This window comes from Mesorhizobium sp. B3-1-8, assembly GCF_006439495.1.
In the GTDB taxonomy this organism is placed as follows: Bacteria; Pseudomonadota; Alphaproteobacteria; order Rhizobiales; family Rhizobiaceae; genus Mesorhizobium.
The window spans coordinates 60,012-76,468 of the sequence record NZ_VFTK01000035.1 but is presented as its reverse complement, the minus strand read 5'-3'; the positions used below and the strand labels follow the sequence as shown (position 1 = coordinate 76,468).

Annotated in this window: 15 protein-coding genes; 9 read left to right on the top strand and 6 right to left on the bottom strand. The window is 63.8% G+C overall.

All coding sequences use genetic code 11. The features are described from left to right. Nucleotides 1–1,134 (bottom strand): immunoglobulin-like domain-containing protein (locus tag FJ424_RS26630; protein ID WP_210239442.1); only part of this gene is annotated, 1,134 nt, incomplete at its 3' end. 468 nt (nt 1,135–1,602) lie between these two features. Beyond that, a complete protein-coding gene (locus tag FJ424_RS26625) occupies nt 1,603–3,096 on the bottom strand; it encodes an ATP-binding protein (RefSeq protein ID WP_140658116.1) in 1,494 nt (497 codons plus the stop codon). Nucleotides 3,097–3,336: 240 nt separating this feature from the next. On the opposite strand from FJ424_RS26625, the gene FJ424_RS26620 reads away from it, so the two are divergent. Next, the gene (locus tag FJ424_RS26620) at nt 3,337–3,591 is read left to right on the top strand and encodes a hypothetical protein (protein WP_140647915.1); all 255 of its coding nucleotides are present in this window, start codon (nt 3,337–3,339) and stop codon (nt 3,589–3,591) included. A 259-nt stretch (nt 3,592–3,850) separates the two neighbouring features. Here FJ424_RS26620 and FJ424_RS26615 read toward each other — a convergent pair whose 3' ends face one another. Next, nucleotides 3,851–4,336, bottom strand: a complete 486-nt coding sequence (locus tag FJ424_RS26615; RefSeq protein WP_140658114.1) for a hypothetical protein — start codon at nt 4,334–4,336, stop codon at nt 3,851–3,853. 188 nt (nt 4,337–4,524) lie between these two features. On the opposite strand from FJ424_RS26615, the gene FJ424_RS26610 reads away from it, so the two are divergent. Both FJ424_RS26610 and FJ424_RS26605 read left to right on the top strand, forming a co-directional pair. Continuing rightward, entirely contained in the window at nt 4,525–4,890 is a 366-nt protein-coding gene (locus FJ424_RS26610; RefSeq protein ID WP_140647917.1) for a RidA family protein, read from the top strand. A 31-nt stretch (nt 4,891–4,921) separates the two neighbouring features. After that, a complete protein-coding gene (locus FJ424_RS26605) occupies nt 4,922–6,157 on the top strand; it encodes an amidohydrolase/deacetylase family metallohydrolase (RefSeq protein WP_140658112.1) in 1,236 nt (411 codons plus the stop codon). A 207-nt stretch (nt 6,158–6,364) separates the two neighbouring features. Here FJ424_RS26605 and FJ424_RS26600 read toward each other — a convergent pair whose 3' ends face one another. Further along, a complete protein-coding gene (locus tag FJ424_RS26600) occupies nt 6,365–8,152 on the bottom strand; it encodes an NAD(P)/FAD-dependent oxidoreductase (RefSeq protein ID WP_140658110.1) in 1,788 nt (595 codons plus the stop codon). A gap of 99 nt (nt 8,153–8,251) precedes the next feature. Further along, complete coding sequence (locus FJ424_RS26595) at nt 8,252–9,199, bottom strand: MurR/RpiR family transcriptional regulator (RefSeq protein ID WP_140647920.1); 948 nt, start codon at nt 9,197–9,199, stop codon at nt 8,252–8,254. A 277-nt stretch (nt 9,200–9,476) separates the two neighbouring features. Here FJ424_RS26595 and FJ424_RS26590 point away from each other — a divergent pair, with 277 nt between their 5' ends. From FJ424_RS26590 to FJ424_RS26565, 5 genes are all read left to right on the top strand, one after another. Then, nucleotides 9,477–10,304 carry an ABC transporter ATP-binding protein gene (locus FJ424_RS26590; protein WP_140658108.1) on the top strand — a complete coding sequence of 276 codons (828 nt, stop codon included), beginning with the start codon at nt 9,477–9,479 and terminating at the stop codon, nt 10,302–10,304. Next, complete coding sequence (locus FJ424_RS26585) at nt 10,301–11,152, top strand: ABC transporter permease (protein WP_140658106.1); 852 nt, start codon at nt 10,301–10,303, stop codon at nt 11,150–11,152. Before FJ424_RS26590 ends, FJ424_RS26585 begins: the two co-directional genes overlap by 4 nt. A 64-nt stretch (nt 11,153–11,216) precedes the next feature. After that, nucleotides 11,217–12,389 (top strand): ABC transporter substrate-binding protein, encoded by a 1,173-nt coding sequence (locus FJ424_RS26580; protein WP_140658105.1) that lies wholly within the window; start codon nt 11,217–11,219, stop codon nt 12,387–12,389. 315 nt (nt 12,390–12,704) lie between these two features. Then, a complete protein-coding gene (locus FJ424_RS26570; protein ID WP_140658103.1) occupies nt 12,705–13,796 on the top strand; it encodes a Gfo/Idh/MocA family oxidoreductase in 1,092 nt (363 codons plus the stop codon). 184 nt (nt 13,797–13,980) lie between these two features. Beyond that, the gene (locus FJ424_RS26565; RefSeq protein WP_140658101.1) at nt 13,981–15,423 is read left to right on the top strand and encodes an amidase; all 1,443 of its coding nucleotides are present in this window, start codon (nt 13,981–13,983) and stop codon (nt 15,421–15,423) included. On the opposite strand, the gene FJ424_RS26560 is transcribed toward FJ424_RS26565, so the two are convergent. After that, nucleotides 15,418–15,948 (bottom strand): hypothetical protein, encoded by a 531-nt coding sequence (locus tag FJ424_RS26560; RefSeq protein ID WP_140658099.1) that lies wholly within the window; start codon nt 15,946–15,948, stop codon nt 15,418–15,420. The genes FJ424_RS26565 and FJ424_RS26560 overlap by 6 nt on opposite strands. Before the next feature lie 405 nt (nt 15,949–16,353). On the opposite strand from FJ424_RS26560, the gene FJ424_RS26555 reads away from it, so the two are divergent. Continuing rightward, nucleotides 16,354–16,443, top strand: coding sequence for a K(+)-transporting ATPase subunit F (locus FJ424_RS26555; protein ID WP_036257910.1), 90 nt, complete (start codon nt 16,354–16,356; stop codon nt 16,441–16,443). The last annotated feature ends 14 nt before the right edge of the window (nt 16,444–16,457 follow it).

The window sequence follows — 16,457 nt, the reverse complement described above, 5'->3', positions numbered from 1 at the left end:
CGTCGCCGTTCCCGCGCCCTCGTTGACGCTGACGTCGTCCAGCGTGATGGCGGTGGTGTCGATGGTGTCGTGCACCGCAACGCTGGCGGTGGCGGTCGTAACGAGGGCCTCGTAATTGCCACCGGTTGTCGAATTGATGCTGAGGTTCAGCGTGCTGGCGTCCTTATAGACATCCTCGCCCGGCGCCGCGAAGGTCACCTGGCCGCTGGTCTGCCCGCTCAGGATGGCGATGGTCTGGCCGTTCGACAGCGTGATGGTGAGGTCGCCCTGCGGCGCATGGTCTACATTGGCAGTGACCGTGATCGAACCACCCTCGTCGACCGCAGCCGGGGCGCTCAGCGTGATGGTGGTGGCGTCCTTGTCATCGGTGATTGTGCCGACGCCATTGCCGTCGGCAATGCCCAGGTTGATGTTCGACCCGAGGACGTTCGTCGTCGCGCTGCTGAGCGTGACGTTGAACGTCTCGTTCGCCTCCTTGTAGTAGTCGTCGAGGGTCTGCACATAAACCGTGGCCGTGGTCTGTCCCGCCGGAATGACCACATAGCTACTGGTGCCCGTGTAGTCGGAACCGGCGGTTGCCGTGCCGTCGCCGGTGCCATAGTAGACCTTGATGTCATAGGCGTAGGCATTGCTCAGGCCGATGGTGAACTGGGCCTTGCCGCCCTCGGTGACGGGGGCATCGCCGATCGTGACCGTGGGCAGCGCAAAGGTTTGGTCCGCGCTCGTGTCCACACCCTTGATGCTGTCGCCGCCGTTCACGCTCGTCGCGCGGATGCCAAGCGTGCTGACCTCGGCCAGGCTCACATTGGCAATATAGGTCAGCGTCTCGCCCTGCGTGATGAATGTGGACTTGGCCTCGCCGAGCTTTCCCAGGCCCGCGCTCGAAAGGTAATCATAGCCATCCCAGATGATGCCGGTGCCGTTCATGTTGAGCGAATTGTCCGACTTCGAAAGGGTAACATTGCCGTCGACCGTGGAATCGCCATCGGACCACCAGATCGCGTTCAGGTCTCCCTGGCCCTGAACCGACTTGATGAAGACCTGCGTCTGACCATCGCCCATGTCGACGGCCTGGACCGACAGCACGAAGCCGTTTTGACTGATAGTAAAGAATTTGATATCGCCGACAGACATGAAAAATCCCCCTTGCCGAGCGCGCTTGCGCACTCGTGCCCCAAAATGCTCTTAGCTGGCGTGCCCCCCTCGGTCGCCGCAATCGCGGGACAAGCATACCTATATTCAGGTATATTAGCTTTTTACGATTTGGAAACCATAACGGAATATATATTGCCGCGTAATGTTAACGATTCATTAGACATTTAACAAATCTGCCACCCCATCGATTGATGCCTGTGTCTCCCAAAGTGGGCTGCGATTTGGAGGGAATGATATGCATCAAAACAAAGACTTAAAGTGCACGGCCCGAGTCCGTTTCGGCGCGGCGTCATTTGCCCAGCGTTGACTTCGCCATCGCTCGGTCGCTGGCATTTCTGTTGGAAATTTTATCGGAACATGTAGTGCTGCGTGCAACCGACAAAGCAGGCTCGCCGTCAACCAATGGCGCAAAGGCCGCCAGAGCCCGGTCGCCAGCGTCTTCCGATGTCAGCCAGCCAGGCTGGCTTGCTCTGCGGCATTCGGGTCGCCCGGCGCGGTCGCCCAGGCGAGTTCGACCAGCGTCACCGTGCGCCGGCCCACGCCGTCGACCTGGCAGACGATGAGGCCTTGCTCCTCGATATAGTCGAGCAGCCGGCGCGCGCGGCGCAGCGAATGCGAGCCGTAGGCCCGCGCGATCGCCGCGTCGCTCGGACATGGCCAGCCTTCCTTCGCCGCGCGGGCGATCATCATGAACACGCCCTGCATATCCTCGGGCAGCAGCGAAGCGCGCACGGAAACGTCGCGCCACGCATCGTCCTCGGCCATGTCGGAGCCGACGCCCGCACGCGCCCGCGTCAACATGCGGCGGAACTCCGAAAGGTCAGGCACGACCGACGCGAGCCCCTCGATGCGGCAGCGAACGACGAACTCCTGGTAGAGCACGCCGATGACGCGGAATCCGGCATCCGGCTCGGCCAGGATGGCGCGCAGGATGCGATCCATCCGCTCGCGCCGCTCGGCGAGGTCCTCGGCGCTGGGCTGCGGTTCCGCCGGCTCGGGGCGGATGTCCAGCGGCGCGGCCTTGGCCGCCATCAGCTGGTCTAGCAGGTCGGGCGAAGGCCGCCGTTGCGCCCTGACCGTCTCCGGCGGCGGCGCCGCGAGGATGATCGAGCGCGCATCTTCCAGCATCGCTTCCGGCAGCGGCATCAGCCGCGGCGTGCCGTTGCGCGGGCTGGTTTCGGTCTGGCCGATGCGCACGCTGAGCGGACGGCGCGACAAGGCCGGACCGAGCGCCATGAAATGCCCGCGCTCCAGGTCGCGGAAAGCTTCGGCCTGGCGCCGCTCCATGCCGAGCAGGTCGGCGGCGCGCGCCATGTCGATGTCGAGGAAGGTGCGGCCCATCAGAAAGTTGGAGGCCTCCGCCGCGACGTTCTTGGCGAGCTTCGCCAGCCGCTGCGTGGCGATGATGCCGGCAAGCCCGCGCTTGCGGCCGCGACACATCAGATTGGTCATGGCGCCCAGCGAGAGCTTGCGCGCCTCGTCCGAAACCTCGCCAGCGGCGGCGGGCGCGAAGAGCTGCGCCTCGTCGACGACCACGAGCATCGGATACCAATGGCCGCGCGCGACCTCGAACAGCCCGCCCAAGAATGCCGCGGCACGCCGCATCTGGTTCTCGGCATCGAGCCCTTCGAGGTTGAGCACCGTCGAGACGCGATGGATGCGCGCCCGCTCGCCCGCCGCCTGCAGGCCGCGCTCGGTGTGCTCCTCCGCGTCGATCACCAGATGGCCATAGCGTTCACCCAGAGACACGAAGTCGCCTTCGGGATCGATGATCGTCTGCTGCACCCAGGGCGCGCTCTGTTCGAGCAACCGGCGCAGCAGATGCGACTTGCCGGAGCCCGAATTGCCCTGCACCAGCAGGCGGGTCGCCAACAACTCCTCCAGGTCGAGGGCCGCCGGCGTGCCCGCCGTCGTCTGCCCCATCTCGATTGCAACCGTCATGTCTCGACTCGGATCGTCTCCCTGCGCGCGACGGGCTTACCAACCTGAGCGCGGTGCGTCGAGCATGGGTCACAGCCGTCGGCTCGGTGTTCCACACCTAAGGGCGGGCGTCAGCCCGTCCCTGGCGCGAATGGCGGCAGGCTGTCGCCAGCCACACTGGTCGGACCACCATTTCACTGGCGCAATCCAACCATTGGCGTATCATCTTTTTATGGGAGGGTTCATGGCAGGAGGAGGCCAATGAACGTCGCTGCGGAAGTACCCGTCATGGACCCGACGGTGCAAGACCTTGTTTCGTCTGCTCTTTCGAAATTTCGCGCCGGCGACACCGTCTCGACCCGGGCGATGCTCGACGTCATCCGCCGATCCGACCCGGCCTGCCAGGACAGTGACGACCATCTGATCGAACTGATCGTCATGGCTGCCGTTGGTAAGACCATGGGCGTCGTCTTCGACCACCGCTCCCCGGACGAACGATCGCCGCTTCTGTCATAGGCTGCCGATTGGCCCAACGTCGTCATCTTGGTGCATAGCGACGCGAAGCGGGAGCGAAGACCCAAGGATCCTGTGCCATTGAGCCTGCCAAAGAATGCCTGCGGTGCCAAAGCCTGCACCGCTGCGACGCCTCGAAGGTCACGGCATAGTATCCTCGGGTCTGTGCGGCCGTTCCGTCCTAGGATGACGAACTGACCGGCGCTTCGGCTAATCTCCACAATGGTCGATTTTACCAACGCCGGCGCCGTCCGACGGGCCGCTAGCTTCCCTGCGGATGCGGCATGTAGCCGACAAAACCGGCGATCTTCCAGCGTCCGCCGACCTTGCGGCAGAAATAGAGCGTCTGCCATTTGAGCCGGTCGATGCCGCCGTCGGCCTTGGCGACCGAGCCGTCGAACTTCTTGTGCAGCACCGCGCGGTCACCATCGACATCGATGTCGCGCATGTTGGTGACGCGGAACAGCGCCTCGCGCAGCGGTTCGGCGAATTTCGTCGCCGCGGTTTCCTTGGCCTGCCGCAGCCATTCGTCGCGATAGACCTCCAGCCTCGGGAATTGCAGCCTCCAGGCATCGGCATTGTTGAGGAAATGCGCGTGCATGCCGAAGAAGCTTTCGGCGATGAAATCGTCCTCGACCATCGACCAGTCCTGACCGAGGAAAGCATCGATATCGCGCCGCACCAGCATTTCCCAAAGCGCGTGGCGGTCGGCATCGCCCTCCGGAAACGGATTCTTGTCTAAGGTCATGCTGGATCTCTCCTCATACGCGCGGCCGGTCGGAGGCGGCGTCGAGCGCAAGATGCTCAGGCTTCTGTAATAAAGCAACATGAGTTTCGAAAAAATGTTGCTTTCCGACATTGCCTCTAGGAGGATCGTGCCGACGAGCGTAGACGGCTATGTGAACGGTCCCGCTCGATCGCCAGGAGGAGGCTCACTTGCCCAAGCAATGCTTTGGAAAATCGCATGTTCCGCTCTCGCCCGCCGTGCGCGCCGGCGATTTCGTCTATGTCTCCGGCCAGGTGCCGGTGGGCAGCGACGGGCTCGTGGTCAAGGGCGGCATCGCCGAACAGACCGAGCAGGTGCTGCAGAACGTCAAGGCGGCGCTGGCGCTCGCCGGCTGTACCATGGACGATGTGGTGAAGACCACCGTCTGGCTGGAGGATGCGCGCGATTTCGGCACGTTCAACACCGTTTATGCAAAGCATTTCCCGCAGGATCCGCCGGCGCGCACCACCGTCGAATCCCGCCTGATGATCGACATCAAGATCGAGGTCGAGGCGGTCGCCTACCGGCCGCTCTGATCGCGAACACGCAGCAGCAGGGAGTGCACCGATGCAGTTCGATCTCCTGATAAAGGGCGGGCGCGTCATCGATCCCGCATCGGGCCTGGACGCGCAGCGCGACGTCGCCATCGCCGATGGGCGTGTTGCGGCAATCGAGGCCGCCATCGATGCCGAACATGCCACGCAGGTGGTCGACGCCAGGGATTGTATCGTCGCGCCCGGCCTCGTCGATCTGCACAGCCACGTCTATTGGGGCGGAACCTCGCTCGGCGTCGATGCCGACCGGCTCGCCGCCAAGAGCGGCACCACCACCTTCATCGACGCCGGCAGCGCCGGTGCCGGCAATTTCCTCGGCTTTCGCCGCCATGTCATCGAGCGCTCGAAGGTCCGCATCCTCGCTTACGTCAACATCTCCTTCGCCGGCATCTTCGGATTCTCGAACACCGTGTCTGTCGGCGAATGCAGCGACCTCAGGCTTTGCGAGCCGCGCGAGACGGTTGCCGCGGTACGCGAGCACGCCGACGTGGTCGTCGGCGTCAAGGTGCGTTCCGGCAAGCATGCCGGCGGTTCGGGCGGCATCGCTCCGGTGGACCTGGCGTTGGAGGCCGCCGACAAGGCCGGCCTGCCGCTGATGGCGCATATCGACGAGCCGCCGCCGGGACGCTCGGAAGTGCTGCCCAGGCTGCGCCGCGGCGACATCCTCACCCATTGCTTCCGCCCCTTCCCCAACGCGCCGGTCTTTGCCTCCGGCGCGGTGCGGCCGGACATGCGCCTCGCCCGCGAGCGCGGCGTCATCTTCGACATCGGCCATGGCATGGGCTCCTTCGACTTCGAGGTCGCCAAGGCGATGCTGGCCGAAGGCCTGGCTCCCGACGTGATTTCGAGCGACGTGCATCTCTACTGCGTCGACGGCCCGGCCTTCGACATCCTGGTCTGCATGTCGAAGCTGATGGCGCTTGGCATGCCGCTGGTCGAGGTACTGCGCGCGGCGACCATGAATCCCGCGCAGGCGATTGCCCGGCCCGAGCTCGGTGCGCTGAAGGTCGGCGGCATCGGCGATGTCGCGGTGCTCAAAGTGATGCCAGGACGCTTCACCTTCGTCGACGCTGTCGGCGCGTCACTGGTCGCGGACCAGCGGCTGGTCTCCAACGGCATCGCCATCGGCGGCAAATGGTGGCCGAACGAGGCGCCCGACCACAATGAGACCGAGCGTTTCGAGGCGCCTGCGCGCCACACGCATGTGGATGTGGCGGCGAGGCATTTTGGGCGGGGTATGATTAGCTGATCTCTCCCTGAGGGGAGATGGCCGGCAGGATTGCGGCGGCGGCGCGTTTGACGAATGGCTTCCCCCACTCCGTCGCTGCTTCGCAGCGCCACCTCTCCCCCCTCCGGAGGGAGAGGAAGGGAGCCAGCTGGAATAAGCGCGCGCCTTCCTCTCCCCCGTCGATCGGGGGAGAGGTGTCGAGCGAAGCTCGACGGAGTGGGGTCGACCTTACCTCGCGTTGCTCGGCTCGCCATAGACAGGCGTCGCGATCCCCTCCATCCGCGCCTTGAGCTGCAGCGCCACATATTTCGAATAGAAGCGCGACAGCGCCAGGTTGCCGCCGTGGAACCACAGCGCTTCCTGCGCCGTCGGCTTCCACATGTTGCGCAATTCGCCCTGCCACGGACCCGGATCGCCCTTGACGCCGGAGCCCAGCCCCCAGCACGGGCCGACTTTGTCGGCGGCCTCGCGCGAGACGATCCCCGCAACCGTCTCGTTCATCGACTGGTAGCCGGTGCAGCAGACGATGGCGTCGACGGCGAGCTCGCTGCCGTCCTCGAACAGGATGCCGGACGGCGTCAGCGTCTTGATGCCGACGCCGCTCTTGACCTTGATCTCGCCGTTCAGGATCAGCTCGCAGGCGCCGACATCGATGTAATAGCCGGAGCCTGTGCGGTAGGCCTTCATCAGCAGCCCGGTCTCGTCCTCGCCGAAATCGATGGCGAAGCCGCTGTCGCTGAGGCGTTTGTAGAAATCCGCGTCGCGCGCCCGGATCGCGTCGTAGAGCGCGCGCTGGCCCTTCGGCACCAGCGCGAAGGGCGTCGAGGCCACGATCATGTCGGCCTTGTCGGTGGTGATGCCCCGGGCCAGCGCCTTCTCCGAAAAGATCTCGAAGCCGACATCCATCAGCGTGTCGGATTTCACCACGGTCGTCGGCGAACGCTGGACCATGGTGACCTTGGCGCCAGCTTCCCAGAGATCGACGCTGACATCGTGCCCCGAACTTGCAGCGCCGATCACCGCGACGCGCTCGCCGCGGAATTTCTCGCCGGTGGAATACTGGCTGGAATGCAAAAGCTCGCCCTTGAAGCTGTCCGTGCCCGGCAATTCGATCGGCCGCGGCGGACCATAGGCGCCGGTGGCGAAGACGATGTGTTTCGGCTTCAGCGTGACGCGCTGGCCGACGCGGTCGACCACCACCGTCCACACCTTTTCGGCCTCGTCATAGGCGGCGCTGATGCATTTGGTGGCCACCCAGTAGTTCAGCTCCATGACGCGGGTATACATCTCCAGCCAGTCGCCCATCTTGTCCTTGGGCGTGAAGACCGGCCAGTTTTCCGGGAACGGAACATAGGGCAGATGGTCGTACCAGACCGGGTCGTGCAGCACGAGCGAGCGATAGCGGTTGCGCCAGGAGTCGCCGGCGCGCGCGTTCTTCTCGATGACAAGGGTCGGAACGCCCAGTTGCCGCAGCCTGGCGCCCAGCATGATGCCGCCCTGCCCGCCGCCGATCACCAGGCAATAGGGCTGCTCGTGCACGCCGAGGTCGCGCGCCTCGCGCGCCCTGGCTTCCGCCCAGGTTTCGCGTTTGGGGTCGGCCTTGTGGCGGATGCCGAGCGGCCGGGCCGGGCCTTTCCGCTCTTCGAAACCCTTGAGCTCGCTCATCGCCGTGAACAGCGTGCGGCAGCGGCCGTCCTTGAGCCGCAGGATCCCCTCGCCGCGCGCCACCGTCGTCTCGAAGCTGAACCAGGCTTCGACGATGCCATCGTCGACGCCTGGCTCTCCGGTCAGCCGCCAGTGCGACGGCTGCGCCAGGTGGAGCGTGGCCTTCAGCATCGCGCGGATCGCGGCCTGCCCCTCCATGGTCTTGATGTTCCATGTGAAAGTCAAAAGATCGCGCCAGTAGCAATCCTCCGCGAAAAGACCGATCGCAGCGTCGATGTCGCCAACCTCGAGCGCTCGGCCGAAAGCGCCGAGCCAGGTTGCCGCCTGTTGCGATGGTGCGATGTCGAGCATTTTTGTCCTTCCCTACGAATATATTCGAACGACACGGCCACCTTTGTCGACCTTGTCGAAACTCACCTTGAGGCCGGCCTCGCCTGAATATCGGCTGCCTCAATCCCCCAGCGGCTCCATCTCCTTGCCGGTCCGGTGGATCTGGGCGTTGTATTTGATGCGGCGCACCGTTTCGCGCGCCGGGCCGTCGATCCTGTAGGCGGTCGCCACCGCCAGCAGATCGATGGCCGCCAGGAAAGCATAGCGCGACGCCGTCGGCTTCAGCGTGTCGGGATATTCGGGAACAGCCATCGTCAGCCGCACATCGCAGACGCGCGTCAATTCGGTATCCGGCGCCGTCACGCAGATCGCGTTGGCGCGGTAATGCTTGGCGAGCTCCACCGCTTCGATCACCTCGCGCGTGCGCCCCGTTGCCGAAATCGCGATCACCAGATCGCCCGGCTTCAGCGTCGAGGCGGTCATGCGCATCAAATACGGATCGCATTGCGCGCTGATGGTGATGCCGTAGCGGAACAGGCGGTATTGCGTCTCCTGCGCCAACGCCGACGAACTGCCGCCGAGGCCGAACACCGTCACCTGCCGCGCCTTGGCGATCAGTTCCGCGGCCTTTTGCAACTGTCCCGGATCGATCTGCCGCTCCGCCTCCTGCAGCGCGCGCCGCGCCTCGCCGAACACCGCGTTCCAGAACGGCATGCCGCTGTCGCCGTTCGCGGGTTGCGGCTTGGTGGCGAGATAGAGCGCGCCGACGACAAGGCTCTGCGCCAGCTTCAGCTTGAAATCGCGCACGCCATCGCAGCCGATGGCGCGGCAGAAGCGGGTGACCGTCGGCTCGCTGACCCCGGCGCGCTGGGCAAGCGCGGCGTTGGAAGCGTCGACCGCATATTTGACGTCGTCGAGCACGACGTCGGCGACGCGGCGCTCTGCCGGCCGCAGCTCCGCATAGCTGTCCTTCACCTGCGAGATGATATCGGGAATGCGCCGGAGATGGTCGTGCCGCTCGTCGTCCTCGTCGGTCGCTCGCAACGCCTGGCTGTCAGCTTCGGTCATTCGCCAAGTCCTCCCCAGCCCGCTTCTGGAACTATCATCTTCGCGATTATCCGCCCGCTGGCCATAGGCAATCAACCGAGACGGAGTATGTAGGAAAGTAACACGCACGGCAAGGGATCATAAAATTTATGAAAACCATACAGTTAGGCAAAATCTGATTGAACCTGATTGCATCCGCCATCTGTCGCCGCTTGACAGTAAAGTAGGATAGTTACAGACTGATTTCGCGGACAGATGGGGCCTCGGGCAACGCATCGCGCAGTCTCCGAGGGGGAGCATGAATACGGCAAGCGCAACAACGCCGAAGCTCGGCGTGCAGGCAGCGACCAAGGTCTATCAAACGGCCTCCGGCGATCTTCTGGCGCTGGATCGCTGCAGCCTGGATGTGCGGCCCAACGAGATCGTATCCATCGTCGGCCCCTCCGGCTGCGGCAAGACCACGCTGTTGTGGTCGATGTCGGGCCTGCATCGCCTGACCGCGGGCGCGATCCTGCTCGACGGCAAGGAGATCACCGGCCCGCGGCCCGAGATCGGCATCGTCTTCCAGGAAGCGAACCTCCTGCCCTGGCGCAATCTCGACGCCAACATCAACTTCCCTTTCGAGATCAAGGGCGAGAAACCCGATCGCGCCTGGATCGCGCATCTGTTGAACCGCGTCGGACTCGACGGCTTCGGCGGCAAGTTCCCGCGCGAGCTTTCCGGCGGCATGCAGCAGCGCGCCGCGATCGTGCGCGCGCTGGCGCTGAAACCCTCGGTGCTGCTGATGGACGAGCCTTTCGGCGCGCTCGACAGTTTCACCCGCGAGGAGATGAACCGCCTCGTCGAGGAGATCTGGCTCGACACCAAGACCACCATCGTCTTCATCACCCACAGCATCGAGGAAGCGATCTTCCTCTCCGACCGCGTGGTGGTGCTGACGACGCGGCCCGGCCGCGTCGCCAAGGTCTACGACGTGCCGTTCCCGCGGCCGCGCTCGCTGGAAATCATGGCGACGAAGGAGGTTTTCGATCTCACCAACAGGATCAAGATGGACATTGTCGGCGAGCGTGTCCGGCCGAGCACGCCGGAGCGGCCGTCGGCCGAAATCGTGAGGATCAGGCCGTGAGCGGGGGCGACGCCATTCCGGAATTCTACAAGGCGAAGTCAGGCGGCGATGGCCAGGATGTCAGCCTGACCAATCTTTCGGCCTTCGCCAGCGGCCCCGGCATCAAGTCCGGCGCCGAGGTGGCGGCCATCCTCGCCGTCGCGGTGGTGATTGTCGGCGGCATAGAGCTCGCGCTGCGCATCTTCCACGTGCCGCAATACATCATGCCGCCGCCGAGCTCGATCGCCTACGCCTTGTTCGACGAGTTCCCGCTGATCGCGCCGCATCTCGGCTACACGCTGGTCGAGCTCGTCTCGGGCTTCGCCATCGGCGCCATGGTCGGCCTGGTGATGGCGGCGGTGATCACCCAGTTTCCCTTCGCCGAAAAAATCGTCGCGCCCTACATCCTCATCCTCGTCACCACGCCGATGTTGGCGCTGGTGCCGCTGCTCATCTTGCGCTTCGGCTTCGGCTATACGCCGCGCATCATCGCTGTGGCCTTGGCCGCCGGCCCGATGGTGATGATCAACGCCGCGACCGGCTTCCGCCGTGTCGACAGCGCCAAGATCGCTTTGGCCCGCTCCTATGGTGCCAGCACACTGCAGATCTTCTGGAAGATCCGCGCGCCGATGGCGCTGCCGATGATCCTGGTCGGGCTGATGATCGGCGCGATCTTCGGGCTGCTCACCGCCGTCGGCGCCGAGATGGTCGGCGGCGGCTTCGGCCTCGGCAACCGGCTGACCTCCTATTCGTCGATGATCCAGATGCCGCAATTCTTCGCGGTGGTGCTGATCCTGTCGACGCTCGGCATCCTGATCTACGTGCTGTTCTTCCTGATCGGCAAGAAATGGGCGAGCTGGGAAACATAAGCGCGAAAGGACGAGGTCGCCCGGGAGGCGGGCGAAGGCAAGCAATCAACAAAAGGGGAATGCCATGACCAACGAAAGCTCATTCGACACATCGACAAGAGCGGGCATCAGCCGCCGCTATTTCCTGCAGGTGACGGCGGCCGGCGTCGTGACCGCCACCGCGCTTGGCGCGTCTGGCCTGAAGGCCAGGGCGGCGGCCTATGAGAAATTCACCTGGATCTCGCCGCGCGGCACGCTGGAAGTGCTGGACGACTATCCCTACTGGTCGGCCAAGAAAGCCGGCTATTTCGGCGACCTCGCCACCGACATGCAGCCGGGCCCGTCGGATGGCACCGCGACGGTGAAGTTCGTCGATGTCGGCCAGGCCGACATGGGCTTCCCCTCGCCCGGCGTCTTCTCCTTCGCCATCCAGAACGGCATGAAGCTGAAGTCCGTCTTCCACATGGGCGCGCGCGACACCTTCAGCATCGCCTTCCGCAAGGGCCAGGGCACCAAGAACCTCAAGGATCTCGAAGGCAAGACCATCCTGCTCGGCTCCGCCGCCTGGCAGGCGATCGTCGATCCGCTGCTTGCGGCCCAAGGCGTCGACATCAAGAAGGTGAAATATGTCGAGGCCGGCTGGCCGACCTGGGGCACCGCGCTTGCCGGCGGCCAGGGCGATGCGGCGCTCTCCTGGGAGGGGCTGCGCGCCGAATGGATCGCAAAGGGCCTCGACTTCGAATACTGGCTCGGCGTGCAGAACTCGAAGCTGCCGGCCAACACGTTTGTCGTGCGCGCCGCCGATCTCGAGGACGCCGACAAGAAGGCCTTCCTGGAGAAATACCTGCGTGGCTGGGCGATGGGTCTCGAATTCGGCTACCAGAACCCGCGTGCCGCGGTCGAGGCCGTGTTCGAGCAGTTCCCGGCCTTGGCCAAGAACCTCGGCCCCGAGCTCGGCACCACATCCATCCTGCAGCAGATCAACGTCTTCCGCGGCGACATGGACAAGCGTGGCGGCTGGGGCTCGCACGACATGGCGAGCTGGCAGGGCTTCTTCGACGAGATCCTCAAGATCGGCCAGATCACCGCGCCGGTGAAGGCGGAAGACGTCTGCACCAACGACCTGATCCCGGCCGCCAACGACTTCGACAAGGCCAAGGTCAAGGCCGACGCCGACGGCGTGAAGCTGTCGGAAGGCTTTGCCGCGCTCGACGTCGACAAGATCAAGGCGCACCTGTTCGATTCGGCAGTGAAGTAAGGGGGCTGGCTCCTTTCCTCTGCCTCCGGAAGGGAGAGGTGGCGCCGCGAAGCGGTGACGGAGTGGGAGAAGGCGTTCGCCAAACGCGTAGCCGCTGCAAGACAGGCACAATCTGGCGCGCAAGAAACCAGGCGCGCGGCGAAGGTCGACCCCCACTCCGTCGAGCTTTGCTCGACACCTCTCCCCCGATCGACGGGGGAGAGGAAGGGGCCGGGTGATGAGCGGCGGCGCTGACCTAGCTGGTTGTCCCAGATAGGCATACGAGCGGCGATCGATCGCCGCCCATGACTGAATCAAGAAATTAGGGAGGCTGAAATGGCCGACAAAGTGAAAATTCTGGTGGTTGGTCTGGGCAATATGGGCGCTTCGCATGCCAGCGCCTATCACCGCTCCGACGGCTTCGAGATCGTCGGCATCATGAGCCGCAGCATCAAGAGCAACAAGAAGATCCCGAAAGAACTCGCCGGCTACCCGCTCTACGAGGATTTCGACCTGGCGCTGAAGGAGACCAAGCCGGACGCGGTCTCCATCAACAGCTGGCCGAACACGCACGCCGAATACGCGCTGAAGGCGATCGCCGCCAACTGCCATGTGTTCATGGAAAAGCCGCTGGCCACCAACATCGCGGACGCCGAAAAGGTTGTGGCCGCGGCGCGGGCGAAGAACCGCAAGCTGGTGCTGGGCTACATCCTGCGCGTCCACCCGTCCTGGATCAAATTCATCGAGGTCGGCAAGACGCTCGGCAAGCCGTTGGTGATGCGCCTGAACCTCAACCAGCAGAGCAGCGGCACCGCCTGGCACTGGCACAAGAACCTGATCGATTCGCTGATCCCGATCGTCGACTGCGGCGTGCACTATGTCGACGTCATGTGCCAGCTGACCGGCGCCAAGCCGGTGCGCGTGCACGGCATCGGCGCAAAACTCTGGGCCGAGGCCGACAAGCAGAATTACGGCCATTTGCACGTCACCTTCGATGACGGCTCGGTCGGCTGGTATGAGGCGGGCTGGGGCCCGATGATGAGCGAGACGGCCTATTTCGTGAAGGACGTGGTCGGTCCCAAGGGCGCCGTCTCGATCGTCGCCGGCCAATCGGGCAGCAGCGCCAAGGACGCTGAGGAGGTGTCTGATTCCGCCGACATCGACCGCCACACCAAGACCGACGCGCTGAAGATCCATTATGCGCAGGTCGACGGCGACAAGAATTTTGCCAAGCCCGACGAGATCGTCAGCATGGAAGACGAACCTGGCCACCAGGAGCTTTGCGACCGTGAGCAGGCCTTCTTCCTGCGCGCCATCCGCGAGGATCTTGATTTGACCGAGCAGATGGATGCCGCGGTGAACAGCCTGCGCATCGTGCTGGCGGCCGAGCAGAGCATCGCGGAAAAGCGCACCGTCGAGCTGGCCTAAAGCCGTCGCTCCCTCATCCGGCCGCTTCGCGGCCACCTTCTCCCCTGCACGGAGAAGAGGTTGGCGCCGACGCCGACAATCTCCTCTCGCAGCGGGGAGAGGCCAGCCGAGCGAAGCGGAGGCTGGGTGAGGGCGAGTCCGGGCCAGTTCTCAGCCGACAGCACTTGCAAGTGGGAGGAAACACATGGTCGCGATCTCGAAGAGCTTGCTCGAAACCTACACCCAGTCCGACGCGCTGGCTCTCGCCGGACTTGTGAAGCGCGGCGAGGTTTCTCCCGCCGAGCTCGTCGAAGCGGCGATCACCACGATCGAGCGCCTCAACCCGGAACTCAACGCGGTCGTCCATCGTCTCTACGACCTGGCGCGCGCCCAGGCGGCGTCGGTTGACAAGAACGCGCCCTTCGCCGGGGTTCCCTATCTGCTCAAGGAGCTCGCTTCGTCCTGGACCGGCGCGCCTCTCACCAATTCCTGCCGCTACCTCAAGGACTTCGTCGCCGATTCCGACAGCGAGGTGGTGCGACGCATCAAGGCGGCGGGCCTCATCCTCGTCGGGAAATCCAACGCGCCGGAGAATGGCTGGTCGATCACCACTGAGCCGAAACTCTACGGCACGACGAAGAACCCGTGGAAGGAAGGCATCACGCCGGGCGGCTCGAGCGGCGGCGCTGCTGCCGCGATCGCCTCGCGCATGGTCCCGATCGCCGAAGCCAGCGACGGGGCCGGCTCGATCCGCGTTCCGGCTTCCTGCTGCGGCATTGTCGGCCTGAAGCCATCGCGTGGCCGCGTCAGCCTGGCGCCCTTCGGCGACTATTGGTATGGCGGCGCCTATTTCCTCTGCTGCTCGCGAACGATCCGCGACACCGCCGCCTATCTCGACGCGGTGGCCGGCGCCCTGCCCGGCGACGCCTACACGCCGCCGGTGCCGGCGGACAGCTGGCTCAGCCTTTCCGCGCGGCCGCCGAAGAAACTGCGCGTCGGCTTTACCGTCACGCCGCCCAACGGCACGGCGATTGATCCTGACGTCAAGGCAACCGCGCTCTCCACGGTCGCCGCGCTGGAACGTCTCGGCCACGACATCGAGGAGCACGACATGCCGCTCGACGCCGATGCCGTCTGGAAGATCTACACCGACATGACCTGCGTGCAGACGGCTGCCACTTTCGGCTTCTTGGAGACGCTGGTCGGCCGCCCCGTCACGCCGAACGATGTCGAACCGTTGACCTGGGCGATCATCCAGCGCGGCCGCGCGACCAGCGGCATCAAGCATATTTCGGATGTCGAGCAGTTGAGGTTGATCGGCCGCGATATCGTCGGCGACCTCAACCCCTATGACATCTTCATCACCCCGACGCTGACGCAACTGCCGCGTCCGCTCGGCTATTACGACATGTCGGAGACCGATCTCGATCGCTACAACGCCAAATGGGGCGACGCGGTCTTCAACTTCCCCTTCAACATCTCCGGCCTGCCGGCGATCTCGCTGCCGCTCGGGCAGTCGGCCGGCGGCGTGCCGATCGGCGTCCAGCTCGTCGGCCGTTACGGCGACGAGGCGACGGTGCTCGCGCTTTCCACGCAGTTGGAAGGGGAGATGCCGTGGAAGGATCGGCGGCCGGGAACTGGATTATAATCCACCACCTGAGAGCGGCGGTTCTGACGACTGCTCGGGCTCACGATTTAACGCCTGGAGCCGATAGACGTTCAGGGTTTCGACCATTTGCTCGGCCGACAACGGCCATACACCGGGCAACAAGGCTTCAGCTCCCAGTTTTTTGCTGATCCCCGTAAGCGGTGAAGCGGTTTTAGCCCCCGGTCGAAAATTGTAAGCAACTGCCTGGTTGCCTTTGGGTAAGTTATAGACAAAGAAGCCGTCAATGTCTGCCCAAAGAATTTGCTTCTGTGAACGGACTAATCCGCCGCATAGAGTAAATCCGCAGCTATTCAGCCGCAGCGATTGTGGACGGATTATCAGCCAGCCGAACAGAGGTAAGCACAACCCAAAGAGAACCAATCCAAGCTCGATTAGGACGCGTTCGAAATCGGTATCCGGCACAATCGTTGCACCGGCCCAGAAGAGTGCCAGGCTTCCAACAAGATACAGCACGGCTTTGCCTCTGGATCCACTTATGATCTTTGGTTCAAAGATCTCGCTCACTTCTTCGCCTTCCGCTGCAGGTATGTCGATTGACCCGGTCTTCAGAATTTCACGGACTAAACCACCATATAAGTTTACGGCGCCTATTCAGCAGGTTGGATAACGCGGTCGGCGCCCGCCCAAAACCCCTATAAAATTCCTATATCTTACCCATCCCTCCCGTCTCGAACCTTTATGGCGATCGGGTCCATATTTCCATTCGAAGAAACGCTGTGAACCGCCGTCGCCGCCAAGGTGACGAGCGCGTGCGTGCAGTTTTCAGCCCGCCTATGCGGTCTGCGGACACAAGTGGAAACAAGGAACACCTGCAATGGACTTCATAGTTCTCGGGATCGGGATTTTATTCTTCGCCCTGTCCTTAGCCTACGTCAAAGCCTGCGACAGAATCTGAGAAAGGGCCGTACCATGCTTTTTGACTACATCCTCGGCGGCGCGGTGACCTTGTTCCTGCTTGCCTACCTCACCTACGCGCTGATCCGCCCAGAGCGCTTCTGACCGGCACGCGGAGA

Bases quoted from the DNA above. Each gene is read 5' to 3' on its own strand.
- FJ424_RS26600 (WP_140658110.1), bottom strand. From the start codon at position 8,152: ATGCTCGACATCGCACCATCGCAACAGGCGGCAACCTGGCTCGGCGCT.
- FJ424_RS26595 (WP_140647920.1), bottom strand. From the start codon at position 9,199: ATGACCGAAGCTGACAGCCAGGCGTTGCGAGCGACCGACGAGGACGAC.
- FJ424_RS26565 (WP_140658101.1), top strand. From the start codon at position 13,981: ATGGTCGCGATCTCGAAGAGCTTGCTCGAAACCTACACCCAGTCCGAC.
- FJ424_RS26615 (WP_140658114.1), bottom strand. From the start codon at position 4,336: ATGACCTTAGACAAGAATCCGTTTCCGGAGGGCGATGCCGACCGCCAC.
- FJ424_RS26580 (WP_140658105.1), top strand. From the start codon at position 11,217: ATGACCAACGAAAGCTCATTCGACACATCGACAAGAGCGGGCATCAGC.
- FJ424_RS26555 (WP_036257910.1), top strand. From the start codon at position 16,354: ATGCTTTTTGACTACATCCTCGGCGGCGCGGTGACCTTGTTCCTGCTT.
- FJ424_RS26605 (WP_140658112.1), top strand. From the start codon at position 4,922: ATGCAGTTCGATCTCCTGATAAAGGGCGGGCGCGTCATCGATCCCGCA.
- FJ424_RS26590 (WP_140658108.1), top strand. From the start codon at position 9,477: ATGAATACGGCAAGCGCAACAACGCCGAAGCTCGGCGTGCAGGCAGCG.
- FJ424_RS26620 (WP_140647915.1), top strand. From the start codon at position 3,337: ATGAACGTCGCTGCGGAAGTACCCGTCATGGACCCGACGGTGCAAGAC.
- FJ424_RS26625 (WP_140658116.1), bottom strand. From the start codon at position 3,096: ATGACGGTTGCAATCGAGATGGGGCAGACGACGGCGGGCACGCCGGCG.
- FJ424_RS26570 (WP_140658103.1), top strand. From the start codon at position 12,705: ATGGCCGACAAAGTGAAAATTCTGGTGGTTGGTCTGGGCAATATGGGC.